The organism is Pigmentiphaga sp. NML080357 (assembly GCF_002188465.1).
Taxonomy (GTDB): Bacteria; Pseudomonadota; Gammaproteobacteria; order Burkholderiales; family Burkholderiaceae_B; genus Pigmentiphaga.
Genome location: NZ_NINW01000056.1, coordinates 1 through 1,048, shown reverse-complemented (window position 1 = coordinate 1,048; position 1,048 = coordinate 1). Strand labels below are relative to the sequence as shown.

The following is a 1,048-nucleotide window of genomic DNA, read 5'->3' as shown; positions in this document are numbered from 1 at the left end:
GATCCGGCGCTGCACCATAAGGATCAACTGGTCTGTGGTGGTGAACAGGCAATACCGAAGAAAGCATGCGACCTCCACGGTGCGCGCTGGCTCTTTGATCTTGGCTCCGGCTGAGGGCGGCCTGGAGACAAGTCGGCGCGCGTAGCGGCGCAAGATGAGATCGGGGATGTCTGCCAGGTGCTTATGAACGTCCAGCGTGTAAAGCAGGTCGATGCGCTCCAGTACCTCGCTGATTTGGCGGGTTGAGTGTTTCGCCGGTGCAGCCCATAGCCAACTCTGCTGGGTTTGTCCATCTGGGCGCAGCTCTGAAACTGAGGCTCGCCAGCGATCAAGTGTTGCTGGATCAACGCTGGCGGCGATGGCGGTGCCTGTTTCAACTTCAAGCTGGGCAAGTGCCGCCGCAATCAGTGTCCGAATTGCCCGCTCGTGCACGATCACCAGCTTGTTCTTGTACAGCCATTGACGCGCCCGCACGAGTAGCTGATCGCGGTCGGCGCAGCGCGCCACTTCGTCGCGCAGTTCACGTACCAGTGAGCGGCGCTGGTGCTCGCTCATCCACTGGAATCCAAGGACCGTGCAGGCTACTTGTTGGTGATCGAATAGCGTGCGCCCGCGTTCATACATGGCTCTCAGCGAGGCGACTTCTGGTGCTGCAATGCCAAGCTCGTTGCCAAGGTGGCGCCACAAGGCTACTGGAATTACCCGAAAGGCACCGAGCAAACGCCCACTCATGCGCAGGAAACCAATATGGAGCGCCAGACCAAGCTTGTGGGAATCACCTCGGCGTGCATTGATTGCGTCGCGCTCGGCACCATCGAAGGTGAAAAATGCCTTCATCTCGAAGTCGCTGATATCGCGGGGGAGCCCACGCATCCCCAAAAACGTTGTGTGCCAACCCTGCATCGTGAACCTCAAAAGTGGGAGGCCACCATACCCGTTTACAAAGCGAACAGGAAAGTCAATGAAATCAACGGTCTACCCAGACCACCCCCGCGCCAGTGCTAGCTTTGCGTACCGTCACTTATTGCACTGAAAACGAGGAGACCCC

At 58.5% G+C, this 1,048-nt stretch carries 1 protein-coding gene; it reads right to left on the bottom strand.

The features are described from left to right. On the bottom strand, positions 1 to 903 hold a 903-nt coding region (locus tag CDO44_RS26190; RefSeq protein WP_144389599.1), incomplete at its 3' end, for a DUF4158 domain-containing protein. Positions 904 to 1,048 lie beyond the last annotated feature (145 nt).